The organism is Streptomyces sp. NBC_00513 (genome assembly GCF_041431415.1).
GTDB lineage: Bacteria > Actinomycetota > Actinomycetes > Streptomycetales > Streptomycetaceae > Streptomyces.
In genome coordinates, this window is sequence record NZ_CP107845.1 from 8,142,574 (window position 1) to 8,167,292 (window position 24,719).

The 24,719-nt window shown below is 69.2% G+C and carries 25 protein-coding genes; 6 read left to right on the top strand and 19 right to left on the bottom strand.

Going from position 1 to position 24,719, the window contains the following annotated elements; translation table 11 throughout:
- Nucleotides 1-113 precede the first annotated feature (113 nt).
- Together OHA84_RS36445 and OHA84_RS36450 are read left to right on the top strand one after the other, a co-directional pair.
- Nucleotides 114-1,328: an IS110 family transposase gene (locus tag OHA84_RS36445; protein WP_266967207.1), complete on the top strand. Its 1,215-nt coding sequence runs from the start codon at nucleotides 114-116 to the stop codon at nucleotides 1,326-1,328.
- 167 nt (nucleotides 1,329-1,495) lie between these two features.
- On the top strand, nucleotides 1,496-2,350 hold the full coding sequence (locus tag OHA84_RS36450; protein ID WP_266967205.1) for a hypothetical protein: 855 nt from the start codon (nucleotides 1,496-1,498) through the stop codon (nucleotides 2,348-2,350).
- Here OHA84_RS36450 and OHA84_RS36455 read toward each other — a convergent pair.
- Nucleotides 2,347-3,450: a hypothetical protein gene (locus OHA84_RS36455; RefSeq protein ID WP_266967203.1), complete on the bottom strand. Its 1,104-nt coding sequence runs from the start codon at nucleotides 3,448-3,450 to the stop codon at nucleotides 2,347-2,349. The two genes, OHA84_RS36450 and OHA84_RS36455, sit on opposite strands and share 4 nt — an antisense overlap.
- 173 nt (nucleotides 3,451-3,623) lie before the next feature.
- Between OHA84_RS36455 and OHA84_RS36460 the strand changes: the two genes are divergently transcribed.
- Nucleotides 3,624-4,490 (top strand): hypothetical protein, encoded by an 867-nt coding sequence (locus OHA84_RS36460; RefSeq protein WP_266967201.1) that lies wholly within the window; start codon nucleotides 3,624-3,626, stop codon nucleotides 4,488-4,490.
- A gap of 948 nt (nucleotides 4,491-5,438) precedes the next feature.
- On the opposite strand, the gene OHA84_RS36465 is transcribed toward OHA84_RS36460, so the two are convergent.
- The 7 genes from OHA84_RS36465 to OHA84_RS36495 form a co-directional block, all read right to left on the bottom strand.
- A complete protein-coding gene (locus OHA84_RS36465) occupies nucleotides 5,439-6,665 on the bottom strand; it encodes a glycosyltransferase (protein WP_266967199.1) in 1,227 nt (408 codons plus the stop codon).
- 52 nt (nucleotides 6,666-6,717) lie between these two features.
- Nucleotides 6,718-7,623, bottom strand: a complete 906-nt coding sequence (locus OHA84_RS36470) for an alpha/beta fold hydrolase (RefSeq protein WP_266967197.1) — start codon at nucleotides 7,621-7,623, stop codon at nucleotides 6,718-6,720.
- Between the two features lie 80 nt (nucleotides 7,624-7,703).
- Entirely contained in the window at nucleotides 7,704-7,937 is a 234-nt protein-coding gene (locus tag OHA84_RS36475; protein ID WP_266967195.1) for an acyl carrier protein, read from the bottom strand.
- Nucleotides 7,938-7,969: 32 nt separating this feature from the next.
- Entirely contained in the window at nucleotides 7,970-8,962 is a 993-nt protein-coding gene (locus OHA84_RS36480; RefSeq protein WP_266967193.1) for a 3-oxoacyl-ACP synthase III family protein, read from the bottom strand.
- A 51-nt stretch (nucleotides 8,963-9,013) separates the two neighbouring features.
- Nucleotides 9,014-9,922 carry an alpha/beta fold hydrolase gene (locus tag OHA84_RS36485; RefSeq protein WP_266967191.1) on the bottom strand — a complete coding sequence of 303 codons (909 nt, stop codon included), beginning with the start codon at nucleotides 9,920-9,922 and terminating at the stop codon, nucleotides 9,014-9,016.
- 52 nt (nucleotides 9,923-9,974) lie between these two features.
- On the bottom strand, nucleotides 9,975-10,253 hold the full coding sequence (locus tag OHA84_RS36490) for an acyl carrier protein (protein WP_266967189.1): 279 nt from the start codon (nucleotides 10,251-10,253) through the stop codon (nucleotides 9,975-9,977).
- Nucleotides 10,254-10,274: 21 nt separating this feature from the next.
- A complete protein-coding gene (locus tag OHA84_RS36495) occupies nucleotides 10,275-11,291 on the bottom strand; it encodes a beta-ketoacyl-ACP synthase III (protein ID WP_266967187.1) in 1,017 nt (338 codons plus the stop codon).
- A gap of 764 nt (nucleotides 11,292-12,055) precedes the next feature.
- Between OHA84_RS36495 and OHA84_RS36500 the strand changes: the two genes are divergently transcribed.
- The gene (locus OHA84_RS36500; RefSeq protein ID WP_371591622.1) at nucleotides 12,056-12,490 is read left to right on the top strand and encodes a lamin tail domain-containing protein; all 435 of its coding nucleotides are present in this window, start codon (nucleotides 12,056-12,058) and stop codon (nucleotides 12,488-12,490) included.
- A 1,211-nt stretch (nucleotides 12,491-13,701) separates the two neighbouring features.
- Here the strand turns inward: OHA84_RS36500 and OHA84_RS36505 are convergent.
- The 9 genes from OHA84_RS36505 to OHA84_RS36545 form a co-directional block, all read right to left on the bottom strand.
- Nucleotides 13,702-14,382, bottom strand: coding sequence for a hypothetical protein (locus OHA84_RS36505; RefSeq protein ID WP_266967184.1), 681 nt, complete (start codon nucleotides 14,380-14,382; stop codon nucleotides 13,702-13,704).
- A 360-nt stretch (nucleotides 14,383-14,742) separates the two neighbouring features.
- Nucleotides 14,743-15,153, bottom strand: coding sequence for a hypothetical protein (locus tag OHA84_RS36510; RefSeq protein ID WP_266967183.1), 411 nt, complete (start codon nucleotides 15,151-15,153; stop codon nucleotides 14,743-14,745).
- The gene (locus OHA84_RS36515) at nucleotides 15,153-15,686 is read right to left on the bottom strand and encodes an SMP-30/gluconolactonase/LRE family protein (protein ID WP_323181794.1); all 534 of its coding nucleotides are present in this window, start codon (nucleotides 15,684-15,686) and stop codon (nucleotides 15,153-15,155) included. Before OHA84_RS36515 ends, OHA84_RS36510 begins: the two co-directional genes overlap by 1 nt.
- Nucleotides 15,687-15,701: 15 nt before the next feature.
- Nucleotides 15,702-16,679, bottom strand: coding sequence for a sugar kinase (locus tag OHA84_RS36520; RefSeq protein WP_266967182.1), 978 nt, complete (start codon nucleotides 16,677-16,679; stop codon nucleotides 15,702-15,704).
- Entirely contained in the window at nucleotides 16,676-17,287 is a 612-nt protein-coding gene (locus tag OHA84_RS36525; RefSeq protein ID WP_266967180.1) for a bifunctional 4-hydroxy-2-oxoglutarate aldolase/2-dehydro-3-deoxy-phosphogluconate aldolase, read from the bottom strand. Before OHA84_RS36525 ends, OHA84_RS36520 begins: the two co-directional genes overlap by 4 nt.
- Nucleotides 17,284-18,129, bottom strand: coding sequence for a hypothetical protein (locus OHA84_RS36530; RefSeq protein WP_266967178.1), 846 nt, complete (start codon nucleotides 18,127-18,129; stop codon nucleotides 17,284-17,286). Before OHA84_RS36530 ends, OHA84_RS36525 begins: the two co-directional genes overlap by 4 nt.
- On the bottom strand, nucleotides 18,123-19,268 hold the full coding sequence (gene dgoD, locus OHA84_RS36535) for a galactonate dehydratase (protein WP_266967176.1): 1,146 nt from the start codon (nucleotides 19,266-19,268) through the stop codon (nucleotides 18,123-18,125). The genes OHA84_RS36530 and dgoD overlap by 7 nt, the downstream gene beginning before the upstream one ends.
- Nucleotides 19,265-19,975, bottom strand: coding sequence for a FadR/GntR family transcriptional regulator (locus OHA84_RS36540; protein ID WP_266967174.1), 711 nt, complete (start codon nucleotides 19,973-19,975; stop codon nucleotides 19,265-19,267). Before OHA84_RS36540 ends, dgoD begins: the two co-directional genes overlap by 4 nt.
- A 65-nt stretch (nucleotides 19,976-20,040) precedes the next feature.
- A complete protein-coding gene (locus OHA84_RS36545; protein ID WP_266967172.1) occupies nucleotides 20,041-20,808 on the bottom strand; it encodes an SDR family NAD(P)-dependent oxidoreductase in 768 nt (255 codons plus the stop codon).
- A gap of 405 nt (nucleotides 20,809-21,213) precedes the next feature.
- On the opposite strand from OHA84_RS36545, the gene OHA84_RS36550 reads away from it, so the two are divergent.
- Nucleotides 21,214-21,687 (top strand): ATP-binding cassette domain-containing protein, encoded by a 474-nt coding sequence (locus OHA84_RS36550; RefSeq protein ID WP_266967170.1) that lies wholly within the window; start codon nucleotides 21,214-21,216, stop codon nucleotides 21,685-21,687.
- Nucleotides 21,688-21,804: 117 nt separating this feature from the next.
- Here the strand turns inward: OHA84_RS36550 and OHA84_RS36555 are convergent, their stop codons facing one another.
- A complete protein-coding gene (locus OHA84_RS36555) occupies nucleotides 21,805-22,143 on the bottom strand; it encodes a hypothetical protein (protein ID WP_266967169.1) in 339 nt (112 codons plus the stop codon).
- 281 nt (nucleotides 22,144-22,424) lie between these two features.
- Between OHA84_RS36555 and OHA84_RS36560 the strand changes: the two genes are divergently transcribed.
- A complete protein-coding gene (locus tag OHA84_RS36560) occupies nucleotides 22,425-24,302 on the top strand; it encodes an alkaline phosphatase family protein (RefSeq protein ID WP_266967167.1) in 1,878 nt (625 codons plus the stop codon).
- Here OHA84_RS36560 and OHA84_RS36565 read toward each other — a convergent pair.
- On the bottom strand, nucleotides 24,242-24,670 hold the full coding sequence (locus OHA84_RS36565) for a hypothetical protein (RefSeq protein WP_266967165.1): 429 nt from the start codon (nucleotides 24,668-24,670) through the stop codon (nucleotides 24,242-24,244). The genes OHA84_RS36560 and OHA84_RS36565 overlap by 61 nt on opposite strands.
- Between the last annotated feature and the right edge of the window lie 49 nt (nucleotides 24,671-24,719).

A 24,719-nucleotide genomic window follows, 5' to 3' on the forward strand; every position in this document is an offset into this window, starting at 1 on the left:
CCCGGTCCGGCGCAATGCCGGACAGCTCGCGGGCGGCAGGTCTGCATAACGTGGATGCGCGCGTACGACACCCATGCCGAGGCCGGCACGTTCAACCCGCCTGGAGGGGCGCGATGTTCGATACCGAAGACGTGGGCGTGTTCCTCGGCCTGGACGTCGGCAAGAGTGCCCATCACGGACACGGACTGACTCCGGCCGGGAAGAAGGTCTTCGACAAGCAGCTGCCCAACAGCGAGCCGAAGCTGCGGGCCGTCTTCGACAAGCTGGCCGCGAAGTTCGGCACGATGCTGGTGATCGTGGACCAGCCCGCCTCCATCGGAGCCCTGCCCCTGGCCGTCGCCCGGGACGCGGGCTGCCAGGTCGCCTACCTGCCCGGCCTGGCGATGCGCCGGATCGCCGACCTGTATCCGGGCGAGGCGAAGACCGACGCCAAGGACGCCGCGGTCATCGCGGACGCCGCCCGCACCCTGCCCCACGCCCTGCGCTCGCTGCACCTCACCGACGAGATCACCGCCGAACTGACCGTCCTGGTCGGCTTCGACCAGGACCTCGCCGCCGAGGCCACCCGCACCAGCAACCGGATACGCGGCCTGCTCACCCAGTTCCACCCCAGCCTCGAACGCGTCCTGGGGCCGCGTCTGGACCACCAGGCCGTCACGTGGCTGCTGGAGCGCCACGGCTCCCCGGCCGCCCTGAGGAAAGCGGGCCGCCGCAGACTCCTCGAGCTCATCCGGCCCAAGGCGCCGCGCATGGCCGCCCGGCTGATCGACGAGGTCTTCGACGCCCTGGACGAGCAGACCGTGGTCGTGCCCGGGACCGGCACCCTCGACATCGTCGTGCCCTCCCTGGCCCGCTCGCTCGCGGCCGTCCAGGAACAGCGACGGGCCCTGGAAGCCCAGATCAACACCCTGCTGGAGGCTCACCCTCTTTCCCCGGTCCTGACCTCGATGCCCGGCATCGGAGTCAGGACCGCCGCAGTCCTGCTGACCACCGTCGGCGACGGCACCAACTTCCCCACCGCCGCCCACCTCGCCTCCTACGCCGGCCTCGCCCCCACCACGAAATCCTCCGGCACATCGATCCACGGCGAACACGCACCACGAGGCGGAAACCGGCAGCTCAAACGCGCCATGTTCCTCTCCGCCTTCGCCTGCATGAACGCCGATCCCGCCTCCCGCGCCTACTACGACAAACAACGCGCCCGCGGCAAAACCCACACCCAAGCCCTTCTCCGCCTCGCCCGCCAACGCATCAGCGTCCTGTTCGCCATGCTCCGCGACGGCACCTTCTACGAGTCCCGAACCCCCACCCTCACCCTCGCCACATGACCACCCCAAACAGCCACATACCCGGCACCACGTCCTTGACGAAGGACATAGAGGCACCCCCCTCGGGATCACGGGCAGGCTGAACTTCGGCCGGTCGGACCGGGTGAGGTGCTCGTTCGCGTGCACGCGGTCCGGGCAACTTTCCGGCCTGGCCGCACGTACGCCCCTTGGCCGTTCTGGCTGGTACAGAACAGGCCGCACTAGCGGTGAACCAATGGGTCACCGCGAAAACCGGCTATAGAGCCGGTGAGAGACCCGAACAGGGCTGGGGATCGGCTCGCGGAACAGGCCACAGCGCCTCGGGTGACGCCACCGACGCGACAGCGGGAGGGGGACGCAGCGGTGCGCTGAAGGCGCCGGGCGAACTCCCCCCGGATGGCGGCACCGCGCCGCTGAAGCTGGAAGGCACGCCCAAACCACCGTCCGCGATCCCGTACACGAAGGTTGCGGCGCCCGAGGTGTCGCCGCCCAAGGGCTTCGATCCGAAGGCCAGCACCGAGGTGCCCGCCGAGCGCTCCGAGCGCGGTCGTACCTTCGCCAACCCGGACGGCACCCTCACCACACGCTTCTACAACCAGCCCGTCAACTTCCGTGGGGAAGACGGTAAGTGGAAGGGCATCGACACGAGCCTCGCCCGCCAGGAACAGACCGGACGGCGGACCATGAGTGTCTCCGGCCCCGGCTGGGAGCCCCGCTCGACTGAAGACGCGATCCGCTTTGCCGAGTACGCCAACGAGGAGACCCTGGTCAGCCTCGGAATCGATGACGCGTCTTCCGTCGGCTACGGCATCAAGGGCGCGACCCGTGTCCAGGGCCGGGTAGCCGGAAGCGCCATCACCTACGCGGACTTGCGCCCCTCTGCCGACGTGGAACTGATCGCCAGTAGCAATTCTGTCAAGGTGGCTTTGTTCATGAGAACGGACAGCAGATGTTCACCACTTCGGGAGGCATCGCTGTCCGGCGCTGTTCGATTGCGGAGCACGTCGGAGGCTGGGTACCGGCACGTTTGGTCAGTCCGCTAGAAGAGGCCGGCGCGCATGTGCTGCGTGAGGTTCTCGGAAATCTCGCGCAACCACGGACGTTGGACAGCTGGAAGCCGGACCAGGGTGTGTTGAAACACGCCCGGATCGGCCCGGAACAAGTACCGGGGGCGCGGTGCGGGTGGGTCGTCGCGGAGGACGCCGTCGGGCATGCCGCCCGACGCGGGCACTGGCAGGTGCGGCTTGGGGAAGGCCAGCCACAGCCACACCCCGAACGGCAGAGGCACCGGGTAGGCCGTAGTGGCCGCGTCGGCCGGGGTCCAAGTCTCTCCGGTCTGCGGATGGGTCGGCACGAGGACGATGTCGGCGTCCCCGTTCAGGGTGGGGTGTCCTGGTCCGGCTAGGACGGCGTGCCGTCCTGGGGGACCCGCGGGCAGCAGGGCGTCGAGGGCGCGTTGGAACACTTCCTTACTGAGACCGTCCGGGACGGTCACCGGCCGGCCCCCCGAGGCTGCTAGCAGGTGAGCGAGTGCTCGGCCGACCGCGGCCTCCCACTGTGGGCTCCACGACCAGAAGTGGTTCGGCCCGAGCCGCGACCTCCATGTGGCGATCGGCTCGAACGGAGGCGTGCGCTTCCCTTCCTCCAACAGCTCTGCCCAGGAGAGCGGTGCGGAGTCGGCGCCGTCGACGAGGAAGCAGCGCACGGCGTTGGGGGCGAGCCATACTGCCTGCCAGAGTGAGCAGTCGTCGATCCGGCTCGCCACGGGCAGGCCGCAGTCCTCGCATGCCATGTTGGGGCCGTCTGCTCCGTCGAGGCCGCAACAGTAGCCGCCGGCCCGCTCCGGGATCAGCAGGGTGCCGCGGGCATCGCCGGGTGCGATGACGATTGAGCCGGGGGCGCCGTCGGAGAGGGCGTAGACCGGAGCGTAGATGCCGCGGGGCACCGCCTCGTCCGGGTGGATCTCCTCCCATCTCCGCCACGGCGGCTCGGGCTCCGGGTCCACGGCGAACGTTCCCGACTCCATCAGCACCGGGAGCTGAAGCCCGTTCCCGTACTTCTGATGAGCGTGGGCTGGCAGGGCGACCCGGGACAGCAGGTTGGTCAGCTCGGCGCCGCATCCCACACAAACGAAAACGAACAAATGCCCTCCGCGAGAGAAACAGAGAGCATCGTCGCAGCTCCGTGGCAGAAGGGCCAACGTGTTTTGAATCCCTCTGCGGGGCCGAAGCACAGCCACGACGTTGAACATCACCGTTCGAATCCACGGCGGCCTCCGATGCCTCCCGAAGTGGTGAACATCTGCTGTCCGTTCTCATGAACAAAGTCACCTACCGTCCCGAGGGCGATTCGGGACGCCAGACGCTTGTCGTCTCCCTCGACCGGAAATGGCTAGAGGACCCGGAACGGGTCTTCCCGGTCAAGGCCGACCCGTCCGTGAAGGGGGTCAGCGCGGGCACGTACGTTGAAGCGCCCTACAGCACCACCTTCTCCAGTGACAAGGTCCTCAAGGTCGGCACGTATGACGGCGGCGCTCACAAGGCCGCGAGATCATGGGTGTACCTGTTCACACTGACACGAAACGGAGAGATCGCACCCGTGAGGTCGGCTTTCGGCGGGCAGTACTCGGGCGTTGTCGATGGAGAGGTGGAGCCGGCCGTCGTCCGGACATCGCAGGCCGATGGTGAGGCCTCGGATCCGGCGGTCCTTCGTGAGAACGAACGCGAGGGCGACCTCGAACACGCGGTGTCCCTCAGGACACCGGCGGATTTCTCCGGGCTCGCAGGAGTCGGGGGTGTGGGCCGGAAGCGGGGCGTACGACGGCTCCAGGTTCCATGGGAACTGTCCCGGGAAGCCGCCCTCCCAGCCGTCCGGTACGCCCATCGGGAGGCAACAGCCGAAGCAGAAGAGCTCCCTCTCCACCGCCTCGAATTCGTCCGCACCGCACCATCGGCAGATCAGGAGTACGGCGTCGACCGTACCGACCAGCCGCAGGAGGGCGGCTCGGCCCTCGGTCTCGTTCAACGGTCCGGTACTCCAGGCCTCTCCGCTTCCCATAGGACTGGATCCTCGCATGTCGGTGGCGAGGCTGTCGTCGCGCAGTTTCGTGGCGGCGTCCCTGGCCGGCAGATCGTCTCGGCGTGGCTGCCAGTGTCGATGAGCCGCTGGACAGGGGAGAGGTGAGCGGTGGCGAGAGGTCCGACCGTTCCCGCTCCCGCCGTCACGGCAGCGGGTGTCGGGCCCCGGCGTTCCGGCGACAGAGCCGACGTACACTCCCTGACGCTTCTTGTATCACCGTCGCGCCATGTGCGGAGAGACCGCCGAGCACGCCGGTTGGCCGGTCTTCGACTCCTCCGCAAGACGATCCTGCTTCAGTGACCCTCAGCAACGACTCCCCATTCCCCGCCCCGCCCTGCCACCGATCCGCGCCGCTCTCGTCGAGGAGTGACGGGTCGCCGGACGGCCCGTCCCGGGCGGGCGTGAGGAGAAAAGGATCCTCCTGGCCCCGCCGCTCCGGCAGACCACCCCGAGCCGGGCGGGCCGGCTTCATCAGGTGGTGTGGGGCGGGCGGGCTGCCGGTTCGCCTTCGCGTCGGTTGGGGCAGGACCTCTCGTGCACGATGACTCCACCCTCGGGGCGCCGATCATCTTCTTCACCGGTGGGATGTGCGGCGCGCGCGTTCATGAGGCGGGCCCTGTCCTGGGGCAGGCCCACACCTCGATGTCGGTGTTGTGGACTCCTTGTCGGCTGGAGATCCTTCCGCGGGAGACGGCACCGGCGGTGAGTTTTCTGCCGCAGGCGAAGCAGGCCCGACCCACGCCGACCGCCCAGGGCAGACCTGGGCCGAGGGCAGGGGAGTGTCCGCGCATTGCAGCGTCGTCGTGGTCACGGGGCCACCCTCCCACGGGTGTTGGGGTCATGGCGGGCGGCAGCCCGCCTCCGGTGGGCGGATGGGCGGGTCGAGTTCGGATGCCCCGACAGGCGAGGAACCTTGCCCCGGTTGACCGGTTTCGCGCATGGCCCGGTTTCCCTCATGATCCCCCTCCGCGGGATGTTGGGGGTGTTCGCGGCTTATGGGGTGCCACGACGTACGTGGCTGCTGAGGTTTGCGTGGCTGTGTCCGACTGTTGGTCATCGTGCCAGCGTGGGGATGTCCTGTACGAGGCGGGACAGGCCGTCCTGCTGTCGTAGCCGGCCTTGCATGCGCCGGGTGTTGTGGCCGTATCGCTCGTCCAGGAGGGTCTGGCGGAGGGCGTGTGTGAGATTGGCGGTGGTGACCTGGCGGATGGGCAGGGAGGTGGGGGCCAGGCCCAGTGCGGTGAGTCGGGAGGCCCAGAAGGGCTGGTCCCGGCCGACCGGGACGGGGAGGGTGGGTGTTGCTGCGGCCAGGGATGCGTGAGTCGTTCCGGGTCCGGCGTGATGGACAGCGGCGCGCATACGGGGGAAGAGCCAGTCGTGGGGGCATTCCGCGATGGTGAGGACGTCGTCGGTTTCGGCGTGGATCCCGGCCCAGCCGGCTTGGACGACAGCGCGGACCCTCAGTTTCTTCGCGCTGTGGACGATGGCGCGTACGAGGTGTTCACCGTTCACCTCTTCCATCCTGCCGAAGCCGAAGTAGACCGGGGCGGGCCCGCTGTCGAGGAAGACCTGCAGGCGTTGGTCGGGCGACCAGCCGGGCGGCCGGGCCGGTGGCCAGTGGCCGGTGGTGCTCTGGCCCGCAGGCAGAGTGAAGCTCGGGGGCAGCAGGGCGTCGCTGATGCCGTAGCGGACCGGCTGGTTTCGCAGTGAGCCCGCCAGGTCTTGGATCTGTTGCATGCGCATGCCGAGGGTGCGGCGCAGGCATGACAGGGCCGGGGCGTACATCGGGCTCATGAGCAGTCTGACAGTGAGGTCGGCGACGCTGTGCCGCCTCCACGGCAGTGCGGCCATCAGACGGGGAACCATCATGGCGTGGCTGACGGTGTAGATGCCGATGCAGGGAAGGCGCAGGGCTTCGGCGATGACGGCGGCCATGGGGTGCAGCAGGGGGTGGGTGAGGAGGATGTCCTGACCCTCCGCCGCGGTGCCGAGCATGACGGAGCCGGCCTCGGTACTGATGGCCTGCCCATTGTGGACTCGTTCGCGCCATGGTTTGGCCTGGCGTGCCCGTTCCTCGAAGTGGTCGATATGGATGGCGCGTACGGCGATGCCGTGGTCGGTGAAGTTTTTGGCGTACCGGTTGGAGGTGACGACGGTGACGCGGTGGCCGGCGGCCTTGAGCGCGACGGCGATTCCGGTGTACGGGGCGATGTCGCCCGCGGTGCCCCAGGTGGCCACCAGCACCCGCAGGGCCGGGTTGTCAGGGGGTGTCGAGTGCACGGCGCGGCCTCCTGTGGTGTGGGTGGTGTGCTGATGCCGGCGTGGCCGGCTGTCACGACCGGGTGGGTGGTGTGTTTGAGGGTGTGGTGACGGTGTCGGGCGTGGTGAGGGGCCGATGGTGCAGGAAGCGGGTGATGACGTCGGCGAAGTCGGCGTCGCGTTCCATGTGCAGGAGGTGGTCGGCGTTCTTCATGACGATGAACGTGGCGTCGTCGATGGTGGCGGCGACGGCACGGTTGTCCTCGACGGGTGTGACGGTGTCGTGTTCTCCGACGCCGACGAGTGCGCGGACGGACCTGACGCCGCCGGGCGGCAGCGGAGTGGTGAGGAGGAGGTGCCCGCGGTCGGCGATGTAGCGGACAAGGGGATCCTGGGGGGAGGCGGTCAGCTGGGTGAGCATCACGCGGGCGGCGGCGCGGATCATGAGGCAGTGTCGGCCTGCCTGGGGGTTGGTCAGGACGCTGACGAGTCGTTCGGCAACCTCCCGGTGAGACCTGGGATCTGGGGCGCTTCCAGCGCCGGGTACTGCTCCCGTTGCCCGGCCGCGGTCGCGGTCGGGCGGCTCGGAATCGGTTTCGCGGCGCAGCCCTTCGTGGATGAGTGCGGTCAGGCGGGGCCCTGGGCGCGGGGCGGCGCCGAAGAGCATCAGGTCGCTGATGCGATCAGGGTGTTGCTGTGCCAGGCGGTAGGCGATGGGGAAGCCGGAGGAGACGCCGAGGACGGCGAAGTGCTTGATACCCAGGTGGTCGGCTGCGTGGAGCGCGGCGTCGGTGAGGTCGTCCCAGCTGAGGGATTGGGTGCCGGGCAGTGTGCCGGGACTGCGGGCGGGGGGCAGGTCGGGGATCAGGAGGGGATGGAGGGGCGCGAGGTGGCGTTCCAGGCGTCCCCAGGAGTGCCGGGTCTGCAGTCCGCCGCTGAGGATCAGCAGGGGTGCCGCCGACGGTGAATGGTGCTGCATCACCGTGCGGCAGGGGTAGGTGTGGCCACGCCAGGGGATGGGATGGTCTGCCGCAGCCGGCGGGGCGTAGGCGGCGCATGTCATGCGGTGGCCGTTTGATGCGTTTCGATGAAGTCCGCGAGGTCGGCAATGGTTCGGACGCCGGAGAGGTCGGTCTCGGTGACGGCCAGGCCGTGGTCTTCCTCCAGGATCATCGCCAGGACGGCGATGGCCATGGAGTCGACTCCTGCGCCGACGAGCGTGGCGTCGGGGGTCACAGGTTCCGGAGGCAGACCGGCGTTGCGGGTCAGGATGTCGATGACGGTGGTGAGCATGTCCGGCACGGTCAGGGTTCTCCTGTAGACGGTCAGGTGCGTGGGTCGAGATTTTCCGGCCAGACACAGGTGGTCGCGGCCCAGGAGAGGCCGCTGCCGAAGGCCACCAGGACCGCGCGTTGTCCCGGCTTGAGCGTTCCTTTGCAGGCGGCGTGGGAGAGCAGCAGTGGGATGGAGGCGGCTGCGGTGTTCCCGACCGTCTCGATGTTGGAGGGCATCCGTGCGGCGGGGAAGGAGAGGGCCGCGGCGACGGCGTGGGTGATCGCCGCGTTCGCCTGGTGGGCGAGAAGCACGTCGACTTCGTCGAGGGTCCAGCCTGCGGCGTTGACCGCTTGGCGTACCGCGTCGCTCATGCGGCGTACGGCGTGACGCAGTACCTCGCTGCCGCGCAGGTGCAGGAAGAGTTCATCGCCTGTGACGTCGGGGGTGCGCCGGCGGGCACCGCCCGCGTGGATGGCGATGATGTCGGCTCGGGTGCCGTCGCTGCCCCACACCCCCGGTCCGAACGTCGGTGCCTCCGCGGGCCGGGCCGCGCGCAGAACGACGGCGCCGGCGCCGTCGCCGAAGATGGGGGCGGTGTCGGGATCATTGGGGTTGACCATTGCGGAGGCCGTCTCGGCAGCGACGACCAGGACGCTCCGGGCGCTCGCGGCGGCGATCAGACCACGGGCGAGTTCGCAGGCGTACAGGAAGCCGGAACAGCCGGCGTTGATGTCGAACGCGGGGATCCCGGTCATGCCGAGTTCGCTGGCGACCTCGGGGGCTCCGGCAGGGCAGAGGCGGTCGGGTGTCGTTGTCGCCACGATGAGCGCGTCCACCTCTGACATGCCGCCGCTGAGCAGGGCGCGTCGCCCTGCCTGCGTGGCGAGGTGGACGGTCGCGCTGCCCGGCGTGACCCGGTGACGACTGGCGACGCCGATGCGGCGCCTGACGAAGGCGGCGGTGGCGGGGGCCATCATCTGCTCGTTGTCCACCACGGTCGGAGGCAGCCAGCCTCCCAGACCGCACAGAACCGTCTGAGCCACACATCCTCCTTGCATCGGTGCCGTCGCCCGCAAACTCGGGGCGACGGCGGGTCAACCGACCGCCACGTCGGTGGCGTCGTGTGCCGCGCGGCTGTCGCGGTCCTGGCCGACGAGGTAGGGCAGACCGGCCACTGACCGGCCGGTGAAGAACCGCATCACCAAATCCGTGGCGGCCTCCCTCCGTTCGAGGAACACCCAGTGATCAGCTTCGCCGATGGCGGCGAATCGGCTGTCCCCGATGGCGGAGGCGAAGTCCCGCTGCTCGGCCGGCGAGCTGATGGTGTCGTGCTCGCCGCAGAACACGAGCGTGGGCACACCCTCCAATCCGCCCACGGGGTCGAGGTTCTCCAGTACCGACCGTTCCATAGTGACGAAGCCGTACGGATTCTCGGTCAACGCACGCAAGGTGATGCGTCGTACCAGCCTGCGGACGATGTCGCCGTTGTGCACGCGTGCCCGGCCCGCAGGGCACAGGAACATCTTCATGAGGATGTCCACCATGCCCTGGGGATCTCCCGCATTCATGCTCTGCGCCGCGCGCGTCCACAAGGCCACGAGTCGGTCGCTGATGTGCACCGGGACCCCACCCAGCACCAGCCGGGCCACACGCTCGGGCCGCCGCTGCGCACAGCGGTAGGCGATCGCGGAACCGAAGGAATAGCCGAGGAAGTTGACGCGGTTGACACCGAGATCGTCGAGGATCACCTCAACGGCGCGGCACATCACCTCCATGCTCTGCTGGGGCCGCAAGGGTGTCGAGTCCCCCGCACCGGGCAGATCAACGGAGATCAGGTCGGCCCAGGGAAGCACATGCTGCTCCATGATCGACCAGCCGTGCATGCCCTGCAGCACGCCCCCGATGACCAGAACCGGCTCGATCGACGGGCTCGGGCTACGCACCAGCTGGTAGGACAGGGACAACCCGTCGAATCGCAGCGTACGTGCGATCACTTCACTCATGGTTCTCCTCACGAACCGTCACCGTGGACCCCGCCTGGGCCTGCCGCCGTGCTCAGCCCTGCGCGAGCCGACTGCCCCGGTCCACGTCGGCCAGTCCGGTTCGAACCAGGTCGGCCGTCTGCTGCAGCGTGAGTTCCCCGTGCGCCTGAGAGTCGTCCAGCTGGATGCCGAAGTGGTCCGACAAGGTGACGAACAGCTCCACCTGAGCGATCGAGTCGAGGTCAAGGCTGGAAAACGTCGCCTCAGGGGCCAGCCTCTGCGCCGGCAGACTGAAGGTCCGCGCGAGGAAGTCGGTGACGAAGACCAAGGGCTCCTGGCTGCGTGCGTCCATGACAGTGCTGCTCCTTCTGTTTCAGGGGGAGGGCTGAATATCGGGCCAGGTCAAGGCGACGGCTCCCCACACCGCCCCGCCCCCGAACGCCGTCAGAAGCGTTCGGGCCCCGGGAGCCACGGCTTTCTCCCGTACCGCCTCGTCCATGACGAGCGGGATGGAGGCCGACGAAGTGTTCCCGACACTGCGAATGTTGCCCAAACAACGCCCGGCAGGTACGCCCACGAGGTCCGCCACCTTGTCGAGGATGCGCTGGTTGGCCTGATGGCCGATGAACGCCTCGACATCCTCGACCTGCCAACCGACTTCCTTCAGCACCCCACGGGAAACCTCCGTCATCCGGCGCACCGCGTGGCCGAACATCTGAGGCCCCTGCATCCGCAAGCACCGCTCCCCGGGCTCCGCAACCTGCTGCGGATCCGGCCACCGCGCGCCGCCCGCAGCGATCACCGCCAGATCCTTCTGCGTGCCGTCACTACCGAGCCGGACGGCCAACACCGCGCCAGCCTCCTCGCGTGTGCCTTGCCGCAACACCGCCGCCCCCGCACCGTCGGCGAACACGACAGCGGTACCGCGGTCGGACATGTCGGTGATCGTGGACAGCGTCTCCGCACCGATCACCAGAACCCGCTGTGCCGTCCCGGACCTGATCCACGCGTCACCGGCAGCGACCGCGTACACGAAACCCGAACAGGCAGCCGCGATGTCGAACGCCGGGAGCGAGCCAAGGCCCAGCTGCGCGGCAACCCAGGGAGCCGTGGCCGGAGACCGATGGTCTGGAGTCGTCGTCGAGAGCACCACCAGGTCCACGCCGTTGACACCCGCACTTTCAAGAGCCCGCCGGCCCGCTTCCACGGCCAGATCACCCGTGCTCTCTCCCAGCCCGGCCCACCGCCGCCTCTCGATTCCCGTCCGCGACCGGATCCACTCGTCGGTCGTGTCGAGCAGTGCGATCGGCTCATCCGTGTTCTGCACCACCCGAGTCGGAAGGCAACAACCAACCCCCGCCACTACGGCGGCGACGGAATGATCAAACATGAAACCCCCCTTGGACAGGAGCGCGCGGTCGACGGTCCAGTAGGTGCCTCGTGCACAAGCGGTCGAGGCAGCACAGACACCGAGGATGCTGCCGCGGAACCTAACGAGGGTCGAGGAAATCCGGAAACGGTCACGGGCGCAGGGGTCCCCCTTCCGAGGGAACAGCTACTTCCGGACACCGTCCTGACCCGGCCTGCGTCCCGACCTCACCTTCCTCGACGAACTCCTCCCCGGCCTCGACGAACGCCTCCAGGGGCCCGTCGCCCTCACTCCGCTGAGGGGCCACCGCGCCCAGCCGATGCCGGGGTCGGCCAGGCGCTCACGCTGCTCGCTGTTCAGCCGTCCCCAGTCCCGGCGTTGGGTGGCTGGCCACTGGCCGACTTCCTCACTGCGCACGGTCACCGCGGACGCGGCACAGTGCCTGTCGGCTTCGGAGTCGCTCGCCGATCGAGCCGCGCACCCCACGTGTATCGGGCCAACTGGCCGCCGAGTAGGCGAAGGGGTCGACCAGGGCGGGCGAACAGATTCGGCCGGCCGCACGGTTTCGGTCTGTGTGTACGAAGAATCGTACAGAACGGCAGTTACGGAACTTGCTGCTCCGGTTGAGTGACGGACGGACCAGTGCGCCCGGTGGTGCGCTCCGGGCGCTTGGGTCCTCGGCCCACTGCGGGCCGGGCACCCGCACCGCTACGGAGTACGTATCGGCGGGTGAGGCACAGTTCTTGAAGGGCCACGAGATGTCTGTTTCCTCGACCGCCCGCCGTATGGGTGCCACTGTCCTGGCCGCGGGTGCGATCGTGTCCGCCGCGGCACTCCCGGCCACCGCGGCGGACCGGGGTCATGACCGGCAGCCGCGGGTGGAGATTTCCCGGGTTCAGGCCGACAGCCCCGGGCGTGACGATCGCTCCAACCGTTCTTTGAACGGCGAGTGGGTCGAGATCCGCAACACGACCCGCCAGGCCGTGAACTTCCGCGGCTGGACGCTGCGTGACTCCGACGGCAACCGTTACCGCTTCAACAACGTCCGTATCGGCGGCCGTGCCACCATCCGCATCCACACCGGATCCGGCCGCGACATCCGCACCGACCTCTTCCAGGGCAAGCGTGACCACGTCTGGGGCAACCGCGCCGACACCGCCACCCTGCGCGACGACCGCAACCGCACCGTCGACACCGAGTCCTGGGGCCGCCGCCGCTAACCCGGGCCCCCGGCTGCCGCCCGTGAACGGGCGGCAGCCGAAACCGCAGTGATCGTGTGCCGGGCCGCCCGCCAGCCGCCCGGCACACGCCCATGTCCCGGGTCAGTCGCCAGGGGCGGCCAGCGCTCCGTCCGCATGGCGCGGGCGCTGTCGAGGGTCCGTTCCCGCAGCACGGCGGGCGGCACTTGCTGGACATCACCGCTGACCGGCCGCAGGTCCGGTATCGAGCCGTCGGAGGGCGGCGCGCCGGTCCGCTTCGCGCGGGTTCTTCTTCGTCGTTCGGAGTCAACTCGCCGGTTCTGGCCTTGCGTGCACCCCCCGTTGCGCGATCGTCGTATCGGGGAGGTGGACCGCGTCCCGTGGGGACGGTGTTGGAGGTGTTTGTGGAGACGGATGAGACGTGGACGTCGGATGAGTACGGCCGCTCGCGCGAGGGCCGTGTGGGCGTGCTCGTTGATGATGGGTCGGTCCCCGAAGCCGGTCTAATGGGGCGCAGCGAGCAGCCGGCTTTCGCCACCGCGTGCGACGTGGTGGCCGCCGCGCCCGTGAAGCGGAGGGAGCGCCGTCTCCCGTTTCACGCCGGAGTGGTGCCGGCAGCTTCTGGAGTACCTGCGGGCCGGGATGGCGACCGCGAAGGCTGCGGCCGAGGTCGGCATCATGAACAGCGACGGTCTACCAGGGGTCGCCGCGATCCCAGCTTGGCCGAAGCCATGGACCGGGCGACCGCCACCCCCGGCACCCTCGCACTCGGGATGCGATTCAACGGGATGGCGAGCATGGTGGAAGAGAGGCATGTGCTGCCCTCCAGCTGGCTCGAGATTATGTCGCCCTGGGGCCTTGCTGGTCGTAGCGGTAGTGGGGACGTACGGCGTACTGGGAAATCCCGCTTTGCCCGTCAACTTCCCGCGCAACACCAACAGCCGCTCAACTGTCAGGCAAAGTGATCCGAGCCGAGTATCTATTGCTACTTCAACCTGTCCGTGCTGGGTGGACCGGAGGGGGCACCCGGATGGTATTGAGGCTCCTGCCAGACGAGTTCCAGCCGAGCTGGCTTTGTCGTTGGCTGCCTGAAGGTGCCTCAACTGCTGTCATACCTGACCAGTTCAGTGATGGCGCAGTGTCGAGAGGAGAAGTCCGTGAAAGGCAAAATCGCATTGAGTGTCGCCGCGATAGTCGCGCTTGGAGGCGGAATGGCTGGAGCCACCGTCACCTCAGCTTCCGCCGTTGCCGCCCCGAAGTGTCGGGTGAGCGGAAGCACTCTGACGGGAGAGAGCTTCGCTGCCAATAAGACGTTCACCGTCTCGCCTGGTGGAAAGTCTGTGCGCTCCTCCTCTGACGGTCGCATCGCACCGGTCACCGTTACGGGCCGGGGCCCGTTCTCCGTAGGTTCTGTGGCTTGCGTCGGCCCTGCAGCGTCCTCGGCACAGGCAGCCGCTGCCCTGAAGGCGGGTACGGCTGCAGCGCAAGCGGCGGAGCGGAGAGGTGCCCCTCCGCAGGTGGTTAAGGCAGAGGCCAGGGCAGCGACAGAGGCCGCGGGGAAACGCCTCGGCATCGCTCAACCGGTCATAGTCCAAATCATCAATCAAATCAACCAGCAGCAGCAGCAACAACAACAGCAGAACCCGCAGCAGCAGCAGCAGCAACAGCAACAGCAACAGCAGCAGCAACAGCAACAGCAACAGCAACAGCAACAGCAACAGCAGCAACAGCAGCAACAGCAACAGCAACAGCAACAGCAACAGCAACAGCAGCAGCAACAGCAACAGCAGCAGAACCCGCAGCAACAGCAACAGCAACAGCAGCAACAGCAACAGCAGCAACAGCAACAGCAGCAGCAGCAGCAACAGCAGCAGCAGCAACAGCAACAGCAACAGCAACAGCAACAGCAGCAACAGCAATAGAGGCTCGGTGCCCGGTTTGCGGGGGCAGTACCGACGGGCCGGGCACCCCCAAGCAGACAGCCGACCCCGGCCGGTAACGGGCGGTCAGTGCGTGGCGGCGTCCAGATCTGTGGCGGGTTGGCGCCGGTCGGGGAGGAGGGCGTCGCCGCGGACGCCGCGGACGCCTCGACTGCCTCGGCGGCGAGTCGGCCCCGGCGGCCGGCCGTGGGCTGTGCGGGGGTGGGCAGGGATTCGGCGTAGTCGCATGATGTCCGGTTCGTGATCATGTGAGTCCCAGGAGCGTAAGCGGGCGCCGTGGGCGTTGTGTCGTAGACCGGATCGGACGCTCTGCGACTACGCCGAAGCCCTGGATTATGGGCCGGTCTGATTGAGCAGGTGGCCGTCTGGCTCGCAGCTGAGCCACAGTGCGCTTTGTTGCGGGGGGTCGTCACCGACTGGTGGCGGCCCCGCTTCGCTGTGTCCGGGACTGGTCGCCAGCGTCCCCCGGGCGTGTGATTTCGTCCTCGCGACGCGAGCGTAACGCGCCGAGCGCAGCGAGCAGGTGCTCCTGAGCGCCTGGCCGGCGGCGAGGCGGAGTGCGCTCGGGCCGGTGGTTGCGGCCTGGTCGGGTTCGCCCGCGGTGGCCAGCGCGCTGGAGAGGTACGCGGTGAAGAACGCGCGGTCCCTGGGGGCGAACATCCTGCGTGCGAGGCGCTGCTGGAGGATGTCGACGGCGCGGGCGGGCTGACCGGCTTCGCAGTGGCTGATGGTGCTCTGGGCCATCAGCCGGTCGAGGGTGGCCCGGCGGGCAGGGGCCCGGTGCAGGAGGCGGGTTCGGCGATGCCGGCCTGGCCGAGGGCGTGGTGGGTGTCGTCCAGGACGTGGTGAACGGTGCCGTCGTGGTCGGTGCGGTAGAGGTTGCCGGCGCCGGGGGTGGTGCCGTCGTAGGGCATGCTGCCGGCCCAGAACCGGCCGTGGGGGTCGCAGACGCCGTCGTTCATGCGGGTAGGGACACGCGCGTGGTCTTCGGGGCGGGCGAGCCAGTCGGTGGTGCCATCGGGTGTGAGGAGGGTGATGCCGGTGCCGGCGGCGGCGATCCAGTGTCCGGGGCGGCAGGCGACGGGGGCGACAGCGCCAAGGGGGACGTCCAGGCGCATGAGTTCCCGGGCGGGGGCGGGGGCGCGGTTCCGGGCTTCGAGGAGGCGTCCGGTGAGGATGTCGGTGAAGATCAGGCGGTCGTCGACCCAGCGGGCGCCTTCGGCGAGTTGATGGGCGCCGCGGGCCCGGACGGTGATGCGGGGGCTGAGGTTGTGCATGGGGGGGCCTCGGGGTCAGCGCAGGGTGGTGCCGGCGGGGGTGTCGAGGAGGGCGAGGTCGGTACGGGTGGGCAGGCCTTCCCAGTCGCCGCGGGTGGCGACGGCGAACGCGGCGGTGGCGGTGGCACGGTGGAGGCGTTGCTCGGTGGTGAGATTGTCGAGGACCCCGGAGAGGTAGGCGGCGACGAAGGCGTCGCCGGCGCCGATGACGTCCACGACGGGCACGCGGCGGGCTGGAGCGTGGTGGGTGCCGTCGGCGATGGTGGTGATGCTGGCGCCGTCGCCGCCGCGGGTGATGACGACCTCCCGTGCGCCTTGGGTGAGGAGTCCGGTGATGGCGTGGTTCTCGTCGTCGGCTGGGTCGTCGGCGACGAGGTGGAGTTCGTCGGCGGAGGCGATGAGGATGTCGGCGTGGCGGGCCAGGGGCAGCAGGACCTGTCGGGCCTGGTGGTGGGTCCACAGGCGGGCGCGGTGGTTGACGTCGAGGCAGACGGTGGTGCCGAGTTCCCGGGCTCGGGTGGCTGCGGCGAGGACGGTCTGGGCTGCGGTGGGGCCGAGGGCGGGGGTGATGCCGGTGAGGTGGAGGATGCGGGTGTCGGGGTGGAGGGCGGGTAGGACGTCGTCGGGGTGGAGGGCGGATCCGGCGGAGCGGTCGCGGTAGTAGTGGATGGTGGCGAGGTCGCCGATGCCGTCCTCGCGTATGAGCAGGCCGGTGGGCCGGCCCTGGGTGTCGGTGCGGGCGTGAGAGGTGTCGACGCCTTCGGCGCGCAGGGTGCGCAGGATCAAGGCGCCGAACGGGTCGGCGCCGACCCGGCCGACCCATGCAGTGCGGTGACCGAGGCGGGCCAGGCAGATGGCGACGTTGGACTCGGCCCCGGCGACGGACAGTTCCATGGGCGGAGCGAGCCTTATCGGTCCGGTGGCTCGCAGCGCGGCCATCGCCTCCCCCACGGTCACCACCTCGGGGACCAGGGTGGCAGGGGTCGTGGTCATCGGGTCACCGCCGGGGTGAGGGCGGTGCGCCACTGCGCGGCGCGGGTGCGCAGTGCTGCCTGGTCGCCGCCGTCGGCGGCGTCGCCGATGAGCGGGGAGCCGGCTCCGACGGCGACGGCCCCGGCGGCGAGGTAGGCGAGGGCTGCGGTGGCGTCGATCCCGCCGACGGGAACGAACGGCACGCCGGGGAATGGGGCGCGTAGCGCGGCCAGGTAGGCGGGGCCGCCGAACTGGGCGGGGAAGAGCTTGACGGCGAGGGCGCCGTGCCCGGTCGCGGCGATGATCTCGGTGGATGTCAGGGCGCCCATCAGCACCGGCAGTTCGGGCAGGCCTGGGACCAGGCCGGGGGTGACGAGGAACGCGGCGCCCGCGTCGGCGGCCCGGACGGCGTCGTCGGCGCTCAGGACGGTCCCGGCGCCGAGCAGCGCGTCGGGCCCGAGATCGCGTCGGGCCTGTTTGATCACCCACAACGCATCCGCCGTGGTCAGGGACACCTCAGCGGTGGTGATCCCCTCCTCGGCGAGGGTCAACACGGTGCGTAGAGCGGCGTCACGGTCGCTTCCGCGGACGATGGCGAGGGTGCGGTATGGCAGGTCGGTCAGTCTCACTGGGGTCTCCCGGGGGGTGGGGTGCGGGTGGCGGAGATGTCGAGTTCCCAGCGCAGTTCGCCGCTGGCGGGGACGGTGGCGGCGTCGTTGTCACCGGCTTCTGCGAGGTCGAAGACGGATCCGAGCATGGGTTCGACGCCGATGCTGCGGTAGGGGCCGGCGGCGGGGTAGCCGCGGAGGTTGCGCCAAAGGGCGATGGACAGGGGGACGTCGGCGGCGGTGTGCAGGGTGAGGCGCAGGGTGTCGGGCCCGTCGGTGACTGAGACGTCCGGGCAGCCGGTGAGGATGGCGCCGACGGCGGTGCCGTCGTCGGGTCCGAGACGTTCCAGCGGCAGCCCGAGCGGTGTGGGCCAGTGCCCGGTCAGGTAGGGTGACTGGTCGGGCCACGGTGCGTCGATGAGGTGGGCGGCTTCGGGGAAGACCCGGGTGGCCGTTGCGGCGGGTGCGGTGAGGCGGGCGTCGGGGGTGACGTCGAGCAGGGCGTGGGCCGCCCAGAGAAAGCGGTAGCCGGGGTCGGCCGACAGCCGGTAGAAAGCGCGCAGCCCCTGCGGTCCGGGCCGGATGCGCCGGTGTAGGACGAAGTCGGGGCACTCCACACTCTCCTCGCCGCCCGTGCGTTGCCAGGGCCGGGACCAGGCGTGGCCGTGGTCGGGATTGCCTCGGATGGTGGGGAGGCATTCCTCCAGGCCGCCAGCGTCGACAAACGCGTCACCGGGCCGGACGGGTTCGCGGGCGCCGTGGGGGCGGTGCCAGAGCCATTCGCGTGCGCCGCCGCGCAGGCTGGTCCACCGTCCGCCGTGGCGGGGGTCGGTGGTGGCGGTGAGGGGGATGTGGTTCACCATTCCGCGAACGATCCATCGTCGTGGTGCCACAGGGGGTTGCGCCAGCGGTGTCCGATCTCGGCGGCGCGGCGTACGGCGTCCTCGTCGATGTCGATGCCCAGACCGGGGGCGGTGGGAAGGACGGCGTGTCCGTCGGTGAAGCGGAAGGGCTCCGTGTCGATCAGGTAGTCGAGTACGTCATTGCCGCGGTTGTAGTGGATGCCGATGCTCTGTTCCTGGATGAGGAAGTTCGGTATGGCGAAGCCGAGTTGGATGCTCGCAGCGAGCGCGATCGGGCCAAGCGGGCAGTGGGGGGCCATCGCGACGCCGTGTGTTTCGGCGAGGGCGGCGATGCGGCGGACCTCGGAGATGCCGCCCGCGTGCGAGACGTCAGGCTGGGCGACGGCGATGCCGGTGGGAAGGACGTCACTAAAGTCGAAGCGGGAGTAGAGCCGTTCGCCGCAGGCGAGGGGCACGGTGGTGGAGTCGACGAGCCGGCGCAGGTCGCGGGCGTGTTCGGGCAGGACGGGCTCCTCCACGAACAGGGGGAACAGCGGCTCCAGGTGGGGCAGGACGCGCCTCGACATCGCGGTGGACATCCGGCCGTGGAAGTCGATGGCCACGTCGCAGTGGTCGCCGATGGCGTCGCGTACGGCGGCGACCCTGTCGACGACGGCCTTCGTCTGGGCGGGCGTGTCGATAGACCGCATGTGCGCGGAGCCGTTCATCTTGACAGCCGTGAACCCGGCGTCGACCTGCTCGCGGGCGAGTTCGGCGACGTGGGTGGGGCTGTCGCCGCCGATCCACGCATACATCCGCAGCCGGTCGCGGACCGGACCGCCGAGTAGCTGGTGGACGGGCACCCCGTGCGTCTTGCCCTTGATGTCCCACAGGGCCTGGTCGATGCCAGCGACGGCGCTGGACAGGATCGGGCCGCCGCGGTAGAAGCCGCCCTTGGTGAGCACCTGCCAGTGGTGCTCGATCCGCAGCGGGTCCTCACCGACGAGGTGGTCGGCCAGTTCATGCACGGCCGCGCGAACGGTGTCCGCACGGCCCTCGACGACGGGTTCGCCCCAGCCGGTGATCCCCTCGTCAGTGGCGATCCTCAGGAACAGCCAGCGCGGGGCGACGAGGAACGTCTCCAGGGACGTGATCTTCATGCGGTCCCCCCGGGGGGCATCAGGCTGTCGAGGTCTTCGTCCGCCTGGACGAGCAGGTGGCGTACGGCGTGTTCGGCGGCCTGTGGGTCGCGGTCGCGGACGGCATCCAGCACGGCGCGGTGCGCGGGCACGGGGTCGGCCCAGTGCTCCGTGCTGTGGACTAGGTGGTCACGCACCCGCAAGCCGGCCTCGATCACCACTTCCATCCGGGTGAGCAGTTCGTTGTGGGTCGCGGCCAGCAGGACTCGGTGGAACGCGAGGTCCGCCTCAACCGCGGCGTCGGTGTTGTTGCCGGCTGCGGCCATGCGCTCCAAGGCGTCGGCGAGGTCGGCGAGGTCGGCCTCGTCGCGGCGCTGAGCGGCGAGGCGGGCGGCGGCCGGCTCCATGATCGAGCGGACCTCGCCCAGGTTGGCCAGGAAGCCCTGGTCGGGAACTCCTGCGCCCTGCCAGCGCAGCAGGTCGACGTCCAGGAGGTTCCAGTCCGCGCGGGGCCGTACGAAGGTTCCCCGTTTCTGGCGGGAGTCAATGAGACCCTTGGACGCCAGGACACGCAGCGCCTCGCGCAGGACGGTTTTGCTGATCCCGAGCTCCTGTTCCAACTGGTCCGGGGAAAGGAGCGAGCCGGGCGCGTGGGCGCCGCTGACGATCCGCCCGCCGAGGATGTCGATGATCTGCTGGTGCAGATTGCGGGTCGGCGGCTGGTTCATGCGGGGGCCTTCCTGAAGGCGGGTGTGTGCGGGACGGCCCGGGGGACACGTCGCGGTCTGTGTTGTCACGAAGAGGCCTTGACGATCGACCAGCCCCCGTCCACCACGAGAGTGGTTCCGGTGATGTAGGAGGCGTCGGGGGAGGCGAGGAACGCGACCGTGGCCGCCACCTCCTCGGGGGTGCCGAACCGTTTGGCGACCGTCTCGGCCACGCTGCTGGCCCGCCCTGCCTGCTCCACGCGGTCCCACGCCGCCGTCATGATCGGCCCGGGGACAACGGTGTTGACCCGCACCTGCGGACCGTACTCGACGGCCAGTTGGCGGCCGAGGGCGCATAGCGCGCCCTTGGCCGCGGCGTACGCGGGATGGCCCGGCAGCCCTACCAGTGCGTGGACGGACGAGGTCAGTACCACCGAGCCGAAGTTGTCGCGCAGCAGCTCGGCGAAGACACGCACACCGAGCCAGGCGGCCTTCAGCGTGACTGCCAGCTGGCCGTCCCATTCCGTCTCCGTCAGCTCGTGCGCGGGCTTGACGACCACTGCGTATGCGTTGTTGTGCAGTATGTCCAGCCGCCCGTAGCGCTGCTGCACATGCGCGGCCAGGTCGTCCCACATGGCTGCGGAGGTCACATCGCCATGCCGGTACTCGGCCCGCCCGCCCTGGCGCGTGATCGCCTCGGCTGTCGCCCGGCCTGCGGCGTCGGCGATGTCGACGATCACCACCGCGGCGCCCTCCGCGGCCAGGTGCTGGGCGGTCGCGGCGCCGATACCGGCGGCGGCGCCGGTGATGACTGCCACTCGGCCCTGAAAGCGGTGGCACCTTTGCTCTGTCATGCCCTGAAGGTACAGCCAGACATTAATTATGCAAATACCTTGACGCGGGCATGTCGCGGCCACAGGATCAGCGCCCAAGACGACAACGGAAACAGGTCGGAAACCAGCACAGCCGCACCCCGAACCGCTCCGAACTCACGGAACACGCAACGCGTCGTGGAGGCTCCCCGCCGAGAGCCCCGCCCGCCCGACCCTTTCACCGCGGACCGTCACCACCACGCACCCACCAGGCCGGCAACAGCCATCGCCGTCGGTCCCCGCGACCGGGCGGCCTGGCGGGCCGCCCCCGAACAGCCCCGGTCGGCCGGTCATCCCCCCCGGCCGACCGGGGCCCCTCCCCTCCTCACCGGCCACTCTCGGCCAACCGTTCAGTCCCCACCGCCGTCCCCGAGGTGAACAACCGCCATGACCGGCCCCCGCCGCACACCAACCGACCCGCCGCCGGTCCAGCCCGCTGCCGGAAGCGTCGGTGTCCAACAGGTCGCCGAGCGGTTCGGCGCGGTCCAGACCCTCGGCGGCGTCACCCTCGACTTCCCCGGCGGCCAGATCACCGTCCTGATGGGAGAGAACGGCGTCGGCAAGTCCACCCGGTTGAAGATCCTCACCAGCGACCACCAGCCTACCGATGGCCACGTCGTCCTCGAGGGACAGCGCGTCGACCTGGACTCGCCGGACCGGGTACGCGCCGCTTACATCCGGATCATCCCGCACGTCTCCGTTGCCGAGAATGTCCACGCCGGCGCCCTGCCCCACACAGGCACGAAGCGCCTGGAGCGGACCGGGCTGCGCCGGCGCACCACCGCCGACCTGAAGCGCCGAGAACCGTGCCCAATCCGGAATGCCAAACGCCATTCGCCACAGATGTCCCCCACCCGGTAGCACCCGGCAACGACATCGCCTCGGCATCCCACCGCAGCGCGGCCGCGCCTCCTCGATCCGCCGGCTTGTCCTCCAGGCCCCCGCCCCCGTCATCGCGAAGGCGTTCGGCTACCAGAACTACCAGACCCGGCCGTTGTGGGTGGCGGTCTTCACGTCCAGGTGACCGGCCCCGCGTACGCGGACATTGCCGTTGTGGGTGCGGGCGGCGAGCTTGCCGGTGGAGGCCGGAGTGGCGCTGATGGCCACGTCGCCGCTGTGGGTCCCGGCGGAGCCACGGCGGCTGTTGTAGGCGCCGATGGTGATGGAGCCGTTGTGCGCGGACGCCTCCAGCTCCTCATGGACGGTGTCGATCAGGACGGAAGCGTTGTAAGTCTCGGCCTCCAGAACCTCCACGCCGCCCGCCTGCAGGGAGCCGTTGGCGGCGTCGAAGCGAATCGCCTCGAGGTCACCGCGCACGGTCGCCTCGGCGTCCTGCCGGGCCGTACGCGAAGGGAGAACGACAAAGGGGCCGACCGCCGACTCCGGACCCTGCGGCACGACCGCTGTCAGGCCAAGAACCCCGCAACAGACCTATCGCCGAAAAGTGTCGGAACATCGGTTGACTCACAGACGGCCATCACGCCGGGATCAATCACGAATCATAACGGGTCCAGTCCAGTTGGGCAGTTGACGCCATGCTTCGGTGCGAGAGGGAGCCAAAGGGCCCCTGCTCTTCCGACCTCCCGGAGACCCTCACCGTGAACCTCAAACCACTGGCACGCCTTGCCATCGCCCTGGCCATTGCCGTCACCGCCACCACGCTCCCGCTCGCGGGAGCGGTGCAGGCGGCTCCGAGCAGCCGGACCGCGGTCACCGCCCCTTACAAGAACCTGCCCGGCGGCACCAAGAGGTCGAAGAGCCTCGTCATCGGTGTGGACGGAGCGGCCTTCGACGTCCTGGCAAAGACGGATCTGCCGCGCCTCAAGTCGCTGATGGCGGGCGGCATGACGGCCACGAGCAACCTCTACGCCAACCCGTATGCGCCCACCGTCTCCGGCCCCGGCTGGTCGACGATCGCCACGGGCGTGTGGCCGGACAAGCACAACGTCAAGGACAACAACTTCACCGACCCGGCCTTCGGCACCTACCCCGACTACGCCACCCGCCTGGAAACCGCCGACCCGGCCATCTCCACTCTGGTGGTGGGTACGTGGTCCCCGATCCCAACCATCATCTTCGGCGAGAAGACCGACCTGCGACTGGAAGGCGGTGACGACGCGGGCACCACCGCGAAGGCCGTGGACTACCTGCGCAACGGCAACCCCGACTCCACGTTCGTTCACCTCGACGAGGTCGACGGCGCCGGCCACAACTCCGGAAGCGCGAGCCCCCAGTACGCCGAGGCACTCAGGAAAGCCGACAACCAGATCGGCCAACTGCTCGACGCCGTGGCCACCCGTCCGAGCTACGCGGACGAGGACTGGCTCATCACGGTCACCGCCGACCACGGACACACCCCCACCGGCGGCCACGGAGGCAACACCCCGCTGGAACGGAAGACCTTCGTCATCGCCAAGGGCCCCGGAATCCCTCCCGGTTCGGTACGCAACGACGTGAAGATCACGGATATCGCGCCCACCGTACTGAAGCATGAAGGCGTGATCACCAATCCGGCCTGGAAGCTGGACGGCACGTCGATCCGTGACCTGGTCGCCGACGATTTCGACTCCCTGCGTGGTTCGCTCAAGACCCAGGTCGACGAGACCCGTCCAGGACCGGACGTGAAGGGCTGGACCACCACCGCCCCGCAGGGCTGGAGCATCGACAATTCCCGGATGCCGGCCGGCGGCATCACCGAGTGGCGCGGCTGGTCCTTCGCCACCGACGAGTTCTGGACCAACTCCGAGCTCGGACAGAACCGCGAAGGCAATGTCCGCGCCCGCGACGTCTTCGCCGTCGCCGACTCCGACGAGTGGGACGACAAGGCGCACGACGCCGGGCAGTTCGACTCCACCCTGGTCAGTCCCGTCTACGAGCTCGCCGGCACCGGAGCCGTCAATCTTTCCTTCGCCAGTCACTACCGCGTGGACGGTCCGCAGACCGGTGACGTCTACGCCGTGTGGGACGGCGGCGCGCCCGCCCTGCTCAAGTCCTACCGGACCAACGTCAACACGAACGAGATCCTCAAGCTCACCGCGCCCGCAGGTGCACGATCCCTGCAACTGCGCTTCCGCTACACCGGCACCAACAGCGCCTTCTGGACCGTCGACCGGGTCACCGTCCACCAGAGCGCGCCCTCGCAGCCGGCAGTCGCCTCCCTCACCGCACACGCCGAAAGCCTCGACAAGCCCGACATCACGACCCCCTGGCGCATCACGGCCAAGACACGGATCACCACCCCGAACGGGCAGGCCGTCCGCGATGCCACGGTGACGGCAGAACTACGCTTCGACGGCCACACCACCACACTGAAGGGCACCACCAACAAAGGGGCAGTGGCCAAGCTCGTCGGGTACGCCCTCTACGCCAACAGCGCCGAACTCGCCATCACCAAGGTCGAGAAGGGGGCGCAGCCCTACTTCGGCGAACTCGACCGAATCAACACCCTCACCGTGAACCGTCCGACCCACCGCTGACCTTCCATCGCAGGGATGTCGTCCGACCTGAGGCTGATCCTTGGGGTCTGTACGGTCACCGGCAGATCTGCCGCCTTGTAGAGGAAGTCGGCTACGTAGCCGGGCCCGCGCTGTCGCTCTTTGACGAACAGCGTGAGTGAAGGACCCGGTACGGCGTCCTCGGGAATCGCCGCCAGGTCGGGGTAGGCGTCCCAGGGCTCCATCATGGTGGCGATGAGTGACTTCTTCCACAGGTCATACTCCTGGGTGCTGCGCGAGCAGTCGTAGGAGTGGTCACGGATACGAGGGTGGTCCGGCCTGAGACGGCGCTCATCCTCGGGAGCCTCGGGATTAATGTAGTCGTCGGCGCTGAACTCGGGCTGCGGCATGCCTCCCAGGCTAAAAGTGTGGACGATCACGGGATGTCGGCGGACCGGG